The 8455-nt window shown below is 61.4% G+C and carries 7 protein-coding genes, 1 tRNA gene and 2 pseudogenes; 4 read left to right on the top strand and 6 right to left on the bottom strand.

The genetic code is table 11. The features are described 5' to 3' along the window. The 3 genes and pseudogenes from AC5IJH_RS18060 to AC5IJH_RS18050 all read left to right on the top strand — a co-directional run. A pseudogene (locus AC5IJH_RS18060) lies at positions 1-283 on the top strand (galactitol-1-phosphate 5-dehydrogenase); the annotation flags it as partial. Further along, a complete protein-coding gene (locus AC5IJH_RS18055; protein ID WP_491904217.1) occupies positions 280-1077 on the top strand; it encodes an SDR family NAD(P)-dependent oxidoreductase in 798 nt (265 codons plus the stop codon). The pseudogene AC5IJH_RS18060 and the gene AC5IJH_RS18055, both read left to right, overlap by 4 nt. A gap of 5 nt (positions 1078-1082) precedes the next feature. Beyond that, a complete protein-coding gene (locus tag AC5IJH_RS18050; protein WP_491904216.1) occupies positions 1083-2234 on the top strand; it encodes a ComEC/Rec2 family competence protein in 1152 nt (383 codons plus the stop codon). On the opposite strand, the gene AC5IJH_RS18045 is transcribed toward AC5IJH_RS18050, so the two are convergent. The 3 genes from AC5IJH_RS18045 to AC5IJH_RS18035 are packed head-to-tail and all read right to left on the bottom strand — an operon-like array spanning position 2162 to position 5187. Continuing rightward, entirely contained in the window at positions 2162-3460 is a 1299-nt protein-coding gene (locus AC5IJH_RS18045) for an MFS transporter (RefSeq protein WP_491904215.1), read from the bottom strand. The genes AC5IJH_RS18050 and AC5IJH_RS18045 overlap by 73 nt on opposite strands. Next, complete coding sequence (locus AC5IJH_RS18040) at positions 3457-4464, bottom strand: NAD(P)H-quinone oxidoreductase (RefSeq protein ID WP_491904214.1); 1008 nt, start codon at positions 4462-4464, stop codon at positions 3457-3459. The genes AC5IJH_RS18045 and AC5IJH_RS18040 overlap by 4 nt, the downstream gene beginning before the upstream one ends. A 9-nt stretch (positions 4465-4473) precedes the next feature. Further along, complete coding sequence (locus tag AC5IJH_RS18035; RefSeq protein WP_491904213.1) at positions 4474-5187, bottom strand: queuosine precursor transporter; 714 nt, start codon at positions 5185-5187, stop codon at positions 4474-4476. A gap of 134 nt (positions 5188-5321) precedes the next feature. Between AC5IJH_RS18035 and AC5IJH_RS18030 the strand changes: the two genes are divergently transcribed. Further along, positions 5322-5397, top strand: a tRNA-Glu gene (locus AC5IJH_RS18030). Between the two features lie 255 nt (positions 5398-5652). Here the strand turns inward: AC5IJH_RS18030 and greB are convergent. From greB to AC5IJH_RS18015, 3 genes and pseudogenes are all read right to left on the bottom strand, one after another. Beyond that, complete coding sequence (gene greB / locus AC5IJH_RS18025; protein ID WP_491904212.1) at positions 5653-6252, bottom strand: transcription elongation factor GreB; 600 nt, start codon at positions 6250-6252, stop codon at positions 5653-5655. A 132-nt stretch (positions 6253-6384) separates the two neighbouring features. Next, positions 6385-6976 (bottom strand): annotated as a pseudogene (locus tag AC5IJH_RS18020) (type 1 glutamine amidotransferase domain-containing protein). A 62-nt stretch (positions 6977-7038) separates the two neighbouring features. Further along, entirely contained in the window at positions 7039-8151 is a 1113-nt protein-coding gene (locus tag AC5IJH_RS18015) for a two pore domain potassium channel family protein (protein WP_491904211.1), read from the bottom strand. Between the last annotated feature and the right edge of the window lie 304 nt (positions 8152-8455).

Raw genomic sequence — 8455 nt, 5'->3', positions numbered from 1 at the left:
GGGGGGCACGGTCGTGCTCGTCGGCAACATTGCGCCGGAGGTGCTGCTGCCACTGCAGAAGGTGGTTACGCGGCAGATTCGCCTGCAGGGATCGTGCGCATCGGCCGGTGAATACCCGAAGGCGATGGAGTGGATGGCTGCGGGCAAGATCCGCGTCGAGCCGCTGATTACCGCGGTGGTGCCGCTCGAAGAGGGGCCGCAGTGGTTTGCGCGGCTGTACGCGCGCGAGCCGAACCTGATGAAAGTCGTGCTCGACCCGCGGCAGACTGGGCAGCAGCCGTGAGCAGCGAAAGCCGTGGTTTGTTCGACCTGGGTGGACAAGTGGCTCTGGTCACCGGAGCGAGTCGCGGGCTTGGGCGGCATTTCGCCAGCGTCCTCGCGCGCGCGGGTGCGGATGTGATCGTGACCAGCCGTCGGCACGACGATCTGCGCGAGACCGTGGCCGAGGTGGAAGCGATTGGTCGAAGCGCGTATGCACTCGTACTCGATGTGCGCGAACAGGCGTCGATCACGGCGATGGCGGCGGAGATCGAGGCAGCGTTTCCGCAGGTGCATATCCTGGTGAACAATGCCGGTTGCAATGTGCGCAGGCCTGCGCTGGATGTGACCTGGGATGACTGGAACCTGGTGCTTGAGACCAACCTGCGCGGCAGCTTCTTCGTCGCGCAGGCGCTCGCTCGCGGGATGGTCAGGCATGGCTATGGGCGGATCATCAATATTGGCTCGGTGACCAGCGTGATGGGTTACGCGGGGCTGGCGCCCTATGGCGCGAGTCGCGGCGGCGTGCGCCAGCTCACGATGAGCCTGGCCGACGACTGGGGCCGCCACGGAGTGACGGTTAACTGCCTGGCACCGGGCTGGTTTGAAACCGCACAGAATCGCGTGCTTTACCAGGACCGCGCGTGGGTCGAGTACCTGGTGGATCGCATCCCAGTGAAGCGGCCCGGTGAAGTGCGCGACCTGGATGGCGCGCTCGTGTTTCTCGCATCGGAGTCGAGCCGCTACGTCACTGGCCAGACGCTGTTGGTCGATGGCGGCATTTCGACCGGCGCGGTGCGGGCCACGGTGAAGGGATGAATGCCATGAAGCTGCGGAATATGCTCGGGTCGTTGTGCCTGCTGGGCATGACATGTGCGATCGCATCGGCGCAGGGAGGCCAGCCAGGCGCAGGTCCAACAAGCTCAGTCCAGACGAACGCAGGCCATCTGCGGGTCTTCTTCGTGGATGTCGAAGGCGGCCAGGCGACGCTGTTCGTCACGCCCGAGGGCCACTCGCTGCTGATCGACACAGGCTGGCCGGGCGGTGGCGGCCGCGATGCCGACCGCATCGTCGCAGCCGCTAAGAGCGCCGGGCTCAGCCGCATCGACGATGTGCTGATAACGCACTATCACGACGACCACGTCGGTGGCGTTCCGCAGTTGGTGGCGCGCATGCCGGTCGGCACGTTCATTGTGCATGGGCCCAATCGCGAGCACGACAGCACGGCGGGCAAACAGGGCGTGACAGAGCATGGCTACGCCGAGTATCAGCGCGTGCTGAAAGAGACCCATGCGAAACAGATCGTGGCGCATCCGGGCGAGCAACTGCCAATCGCGGGCATGAACGTAACCGTGATTAGTGCAGACGGGAACGTGATTGGTAAGTCACTGCCCGGCGGCGGCGAGAACAATGCGTACTGCGGGCAGGGAAGCGCGCCTGCCGCAGACCAGACGGAGAATGCGCGCTCACTCGGTGTGCTGATCCGGTACGGCCGCGCCCGCATTCTTGACCTCGGCGACCTGACGGCAGACAAGGAGCGCGTGCTGATGTGTCCGGTGAATCGCCTGGGCACTGTGGATGTGCTGGTGGTCTCGCATCACGGCTGGTATCAGAGCTCAAGCCCGGCGCTGGTGGATGCGGTGCACGCGCGCGTGGCGATCATGGACAACGGTGCGAAGAAGGGCGGCTCCACTCCGGTGCTGGACACGGTAGAGAAGGCTCCCGGTCTAGAGGCACTGTGGCAGTTACATTACTCCGAAGAGGGCGGCGAGCAGCACAACACGAAGCCGGAGTACATTGCCAACCTGAGCGAGGCGAACGATGCCGGGCACGACATCGAACTGACGGCGGACCAGGACGGCGGGCTCACGGTACGCAACGGGCGCACCGGTGCGGAGAAGCATTACCCGGCTATCGCGGCGGAGGCAGGGCCGTCCGCGCCCACCGGCTCAATACGCCCGAGCAGCAGCAGGTAGCTCAGAATCCCGATCACCAGGTAGGCGCCCGCGACAGCGAAGGCCCATGCGAACGAGTGCGTCGCCTGGACCAGGTAGCCCGTGATCACAGGCGCGGCAATGCCTGAGATCTGATTGGAGAAATTGACGATCCCGCCGACGCGACCGACGCTGCCCCTTGGCACGATCAGGGACGGGATCGACCAGCCGACCGGCGCAGCAGCGGCGAGCCCGCCAAGCGAGAGGCTGATCCAGGCCAGCGCGCTCCACGATGTGTGTGCGTGCGCTGCGCCGAGGATGCCGAGGCCGCAGGCGGTCCCCACCACGAGCACGGTACGGCGCACGGCCGAAGCATTCCTCCCACGCGCGATCAGTGCATCGACTGCCCATCCGCCGATGACCAGGTCTGTGATCGTCGCAAACAGCCAAGGCGCGCCAGTGTAAAGAAATGAGCGCAAGAGGTCTATGTGCAGTGTGCTTGAGAGATAGCGCGGCAGCCAGGTGAGCAGCAGATAGAAGACATAGTTGTAGGCACCGAAGCCAATCGCGAGGCCAAGCACCTTGCGGTTGCCGAGCAGGGAGGCGAGCGAGAGCTCGCGCTCTGCCGGCGCGGATGCCACACGCGGTGCAGGTGCGATGAGTGCACGCTCGTCATGCGTGAGCAGCGGATCCTCGTGCGGCTCGCGATAGATCGCCCAGAACAGCAGGAGGTAGAGGAGGCTTAGTGTGCCCGTAGCGGCGAAGCTGAGCCGCCAGCCGATATGGATCAGCAGCACGCCGAGCAGCGGTACGCCAATGGCAGATGCAAACTTTGCCGCAGCGTCGAAGAGCGATGTGGCGCGGCTGCGCTCGCCCGGAGGGAACCAGGCGCCAATCGCTTTGGCGTTCGCGGGAAAGGTCGGCGCTTCTCCGACCCCAAGCAGCAACCGCGCACCGAAGAAGCCGGGAAGACCGGGGGTAAGCGCGGCTGCGAAGGACGCGATGCTCCAGATCGCGATGCTGAGTCGTCCGACTCGGCGCACACCGAAGCGGTCGAGTATGCTGCCCACCGGCAACTGGCAGAGTGCGTACGTCCAGTTGTAGGCGCCCGCGAGATAGCCGAAGGCTACGTCCGACAGCCCGAACGCGGTGTAGAGTGCGTCGTGCGAGACAGAGAGGTTGACGCGATCGAAGTAGTTGACCAGCACGCCGAGGCCAAGCAGCCAGGCGATGCGCCAACGACGCGAGTGTGCGGGTCGGGCACTCACAGCGTGAGGAGAATCTTGCCCATGTGAGTGCTCGATTCCATCAGCCGGTGAGCGTCACCGGCCTGTGCCAGCGGCAGGCGTTCATGCACCACCGTGCGGATGGCGCCGGACGCAATTGCCGGCCACAGCTTGGCCTCGACCGCCTCGCGCAGCACGCTCTTCTCCTCCGGCGGGCGCGCGCGCAGCGTCGAGCCGGTGATAATCAACCGTTTGCGCATAACCTCGCGTAGATCGAGTTGCACCTCTGCGCCTTTGGTTGTCGCGATGTGGATGAGGCGTCCACGCGATGCGAGCAGCTCGATGTGCTTTCCAAAGTAGTCGCCGCCCACCATGTCGAGGATGACCTGAATCCCTTTGCCGCCAGACCAGGCCCATGCCTCGGCGACCCAGTTTTCCTCGCGGTAGTTCCACGCGGCTTCGGCGCCCAACTCGCGGCAGTACGCGCACTTCTCGGCCGAGCCTGCGGTGGTGACAACGCGCGCACCAAAGTAGCGCCCTGCCTGAATAGCGAATGATCCGATGCCGCTGGATCCGCCCTGCACGAGGAATGAGTCCCTGGCGCGTAGCATTGCCGTGTCGAAGAGATTGGCCCAGACCGTGAACGCAGCTTCCGGCAACGATGCTGCATCTTCGAGCGAGATGCCGTCCGGAATCGGCAGCACCTGGCCCTGGGGCGCAACGCAGTATTCGGCATAACCGCCCCCAGCGAGCAGCGCGCACACCGCGTCGCCGGTCTTCCATCGCGCTACATTTGTGCCAACAGAGGCTACGTGTCCGCTGACTTCCATGCCGAGGATGGGACTCGCACCGGGTGGAGGTGGATAGTGTCCCTTGCGCTGGGCAATGTCTGCGCGATTGAGACCGGCGGCAGCGACGCGAATCAGGACTTCGCCCGGGCTTGGTGTGGGGCGGGGCACGTCTGCTATCTGCAGGGCATCGGCAGCACCAGGAGCCGGAACGACGATGGCGCGCATGGAGGGAGAGCCGGGAGCGGCAGAACTCATCAAACGAGACTACCGCGTCGAGACGGGCTCGGTCGTTTCGGTGTCGACAGCTGCCGCGGAGCCGATCCGGAAAGGATTGAATGACGTGTGGTAATCGAACACGTCCGAGTTCTCGGCGCGTTTGAGCCCGTAGACGACAGCGTAGGTGAGCGGCGTCGCGAGCACCTCGTAGATGACCTTGGCCAGATACTCGGAGCCGATGATGATCGCCTTCGTCTTCCACGGCGAGTCGTAGAAGGCGATAAGGATGATCACCGCGGTATCGACGGCCTGGCCCGTCAAGGTCGAGCCAATGGTGCGCGTCCATAACTTCTCGCCCTTGGTCAGGACCTTCATCTTGGCCATGGTGTAGGAGTTGGTGAACTCACCAGCCCAGTAGGCGATGAGGCCCGCGATGGCGAAGCGTGGCACCAGGCCGAACACGGTTGCGAATGCCTGCTGGTTGTGCCAATCAGGCGCGGGAGGGAGAGCGACCACGATAGCGCCGAAGCCCGAGAGCAGCGCCATGGCCAGGAAGCCAAGCCAGATGGCGCGTCGTGATGCGGCGTAGCCGTATACCTCGGTGAAGACATCGCCGAAGATATACGCGATGGGGAAGAGAAGCTCCGCGCCACTGACCTTGAACGGGCCGACCTGACACATCTTGGGCCCGACCAGATTGGAGACCATCAGGACCACGACGAAGATAATGGTGAGCGTGTCCAGGTAGCGAAAACGGCGCATGTGATTGGGTTATAGCACTCGACTGGGCGACTTTGCGTCGCACTGCATGCGTGTTTTGACAGGGTAGGGGGGCCTTGATAGCCTCAGCATGGGAGTTCGCCGCAGCGCCCGCTGCCGGAGAGCGAACACCACGCGTCCCCGTCGTCCAGTGGCCTAGGACACCGCCCTTTCACGGCGGTAACACGGGTTCGAATCCCGTCGGGGACGCCATTAGAAACAAATCACTTGCAAAGCTAAGCCTTAGAAACGTGGGTCAAAGATCCAATAGAAATTCGGAGCCACCCATCATTACGCTTCCTCCGCACGCGCCTTGCTGGTAATGATTTGTCTAACCATGCCGTTATGCGGGTTTCGCTTTACCTCTCTCACCGCCCGCGTATACACGTCCATCGTGACCTTGAAGTTGGCATGACGCAGGGTTCCTGAATCGTCTTCACGTCCTCTCCGTTCGCTTTTACTCGCGCCCTACTTAGGACGAAGCTTTGTCGAGAGTTCGGCATTACGCGGCTCGCGGAACGGTTCTACAGAAATGCGCTCGTACCGCACTTCCAGCACCGTCAGCGCTTCAGTGCCGCCCGGCGCATGAAGAACAACCTCGTCATCCTCTGCCGCTCTCATCAATGCGCGCCCCAGGGGTGAAACCCAACTGATGTGGTTGCGGTCGAGATCGACTTCGTCTGTGCCGACGATGCTTACCACTCGCTCTACCCCCGCGGCATTCGCATAGCGCACGGTGGCTCCGAAGAACGCCCTCGTCGCCCGCTGCCCAGTTCTCGGAGCCTCCGGATCGACTACTTCCGCGGCTTCGATTCGCTTCGCCAGAAAGCGAAGCCGTCCATCGATCTGCCGCAGTCGTCGCTTGCCGTACTGGTAGTCGGCGTTTTCACTGCGATCGCCATTGCCCGCAGCCCACGCCACCACCTCCACCACAGCAGGGCGATCTTTGGTGAGCAAGAACTTGTGCTCATCTTTTAATCGCTCGAGCCCGCTCGGAGTGATGTAGTTTTTGCCGTGGCTCGCCGCGGGCTCTTCTATCTTCGGTCTACTCGTAAACCCTTTTCGCATCCCGCAGCGGTCCTTTGGCTCGAACTGAGCTATGCGCCTTTTGGCGTCTAACCTATCCTCTCACCGCCAGAGGCGGGTGCGTTGGCAGAATGGAATAAGTCAGCAGGGCAGCTAGTTCGACCCTTGTTGTTGTCAGCCGCCGGTCTTGTTCCCTGCGCCCGCGAAGAGTTCTATGATCTTCTTGTTGAATGAGTGGAGATCCTGTGGGCCCCGGCTCGTAACCAAACCTCGGTCTTCTACAACCTCCTCATTCACCCAATTTGCGCCGGCATTGCGAAGATCCGATTTCAATGAGGGCCATGACGTTAATGTTCTTCCTCGAACAACGTTGGCTTCGATGAGCATCCAAGGCCCGTGACAGATGGAAGAAACAGGCTTGCCTGCTTCGAAGAAGCTGCGAACGAAGTCCGCCGCATCGCTGTTCATTCGCAGGATGTCAGGATTGATTACGCCGCCAGGCACATGCAATCCATCATAGGAAGAGACCTTTGCCTGCGAGAGGCTCACGTCGACTTTGAATGAGTCACCCCATTTCATAATGTTCCACGCCTTTATCTTTCCTCCCTTCAGAAGTTTGTGTGGAGAGACCAGTTCCACAACCGCCGGCCTTCTGAATGGCGGTTCTTGGGCTTGTGAGTTCGACCTGCTCGACGCCGTGTGTGGCTAGAATTGCGATACGACGTCCCTTGAGTTGGCGCTTTGTGCCGAATCCGAAGAGTGCCATACATCCTCCCTGTTGGTCCACTGTGGTGGTGCTGCGTGTAGGTTCCGCCCGCTCTCATACCCCTAGCGTGGTGCTGCTCCGTGCGTCGGCGAATCGATCTGCTGAATCGAGTACAGCATTGAGGGGGCTAGCCTTTGAATGTGACCGTTCCATTGAGTGCGCTGTTCCACGTACCTTGTGAGTGCATCGGAAGGCTTCAACGTGCATAGACCCGCTGCACTGAGCAATGCAGTCGCGTGCCCGAGCCTCTGCTCCCACAGAGCTAACTCGGCTGAGTCCGGCTTCTGTGGGTTCAGCGGGCTCTCTGAAAGAAAGGTCTTTTCAAGTGAAGTGAGCAACAGCAGCGATCCTTGCCAGATCTGGTCGAGTGCACGTAATTGCTTTACTGCACTGTACTGATCTCCGAGTGTCGAACGCATGATCGCGACGGCATCCAGCAGCACCAGCGTTGCGAATGACAGTGAGTAGTAGTGCTCCTCAAAGCGCATGTAGAACAGAACAGGGTAGAAATGATGAGCCTCTTTGGTGGAAGTGACGTCAGAGGCAAGCTCCCAAAGCACGGAAGTCCCGTGGCTCCATTCGCCTCCAGGAGCTAGACCGGCGACGAGGACGGCCGCATCTCCCGTTTGGCAGGTCGCCAAGTAGACCTTGAGGGCGAACGTATTCCTCTCTTGCAGCTGACTGTAGATCTGCATCAAGTAAGTGAGAGTAAGCGATGTCACAGAAAGGCCAATGATCGAATCGATGAGGTAGATCAGGCGGTAATGCGAAGCATGAGGGGAGAAATCGGCCGAACCCACGACCGAAATACTGCTTCCACCCGCATAGAGCGCGCTAACGAAATCTGTCGGCGTTTTTCCGTTGCTTGACTGAATGGCGCTCCCCAGCACGGGATGGAATAGAAGCGCATTGCCCAGCGTAAGCCCTGCGATCCACATGAAGAGAAGCGACACAAGGATGACGGGACCGCAAAAAGATGCAATGCGACCGCTATAGCGTGGAAAGCCACGTGCCACCACACGAAATGTGCGCCAGATCACTTGCGCAAGGCGCGGGCTTAGGAGCCCGCTTCCCATCCTGGCATAGAGCACGGTCAGGAACACATCAAGCAAAATAAGAAGGACTAGCAGAACTCCGCTGATCTGCTGGATCCGGACGATCAACATGGTTACCACCAAAGCGATCCGTTAGGTTGCGATGCGTGCCTCGTTAGCGCGTCGGCTGTGTGAAGCGGCATTGGAAGCCTCTGGTTGCGAACGCTGCCTCTGCGGCATGGAAGACTCCTCCATGGGGGCCGCTGGCCGCCGTAAATGCCGGCACTCGTAAGGGAGAGGTAGTGCAGTGCAGTGGAACTGGTGGCACTTACTTCCGTGCTCGTGCAGATTCCAAGTACGCCCCTTTAGGCGAACTTATGCCGAGCCCGGCTACGTGTGCGCCCGAGAGACGTTCGGGCGCAGTACTAATATGAGCGTGGTCTCG

The organism is Candidatus Dedyshia acidiphila (genome assembly GCF_051025295.1).
Lineage (GTDB): Bacteria > Acidobacteriota > Terriglobia > Terriglobales > Acidobacteriaceae > KBS-83.
Note: the sequence above shows the minus strand (reverse complement) of the source record. Positions and strands in the feature narration are given on the sequence as shown.

Coding starts and splice junctions, on each gene's coding strand:
- AC5IJH_RS18050 (WP_491904216.1), top strand. CDS start 1,083: ATGAAGCTGCGGAATATGCTCGGGTCGTTGTGCCTGCTGGGCATGACA.
- greB (WP_491904212.1), bottom strand. CDS start 6,252: ATGCGAAAAGGGTTTACGAGTAGACCGAAGATAGAAGAGCCCGCGGCG.
- AC5IJH_RS18040 (WP_491904214.1), bottom strand. CDS start 4,464: ATGAGTTCTGCCGCTCCCGGCTCTCCCTCCATGCGCGCCATCGTCGTT.
- AC5IJH_RS18035 (WP_491904213.1), bottom strand. CDS start 5,187: ATGCGCCGTTTTCGCTACCTGGACACGCTCACCATTATCTTCGTCGTG.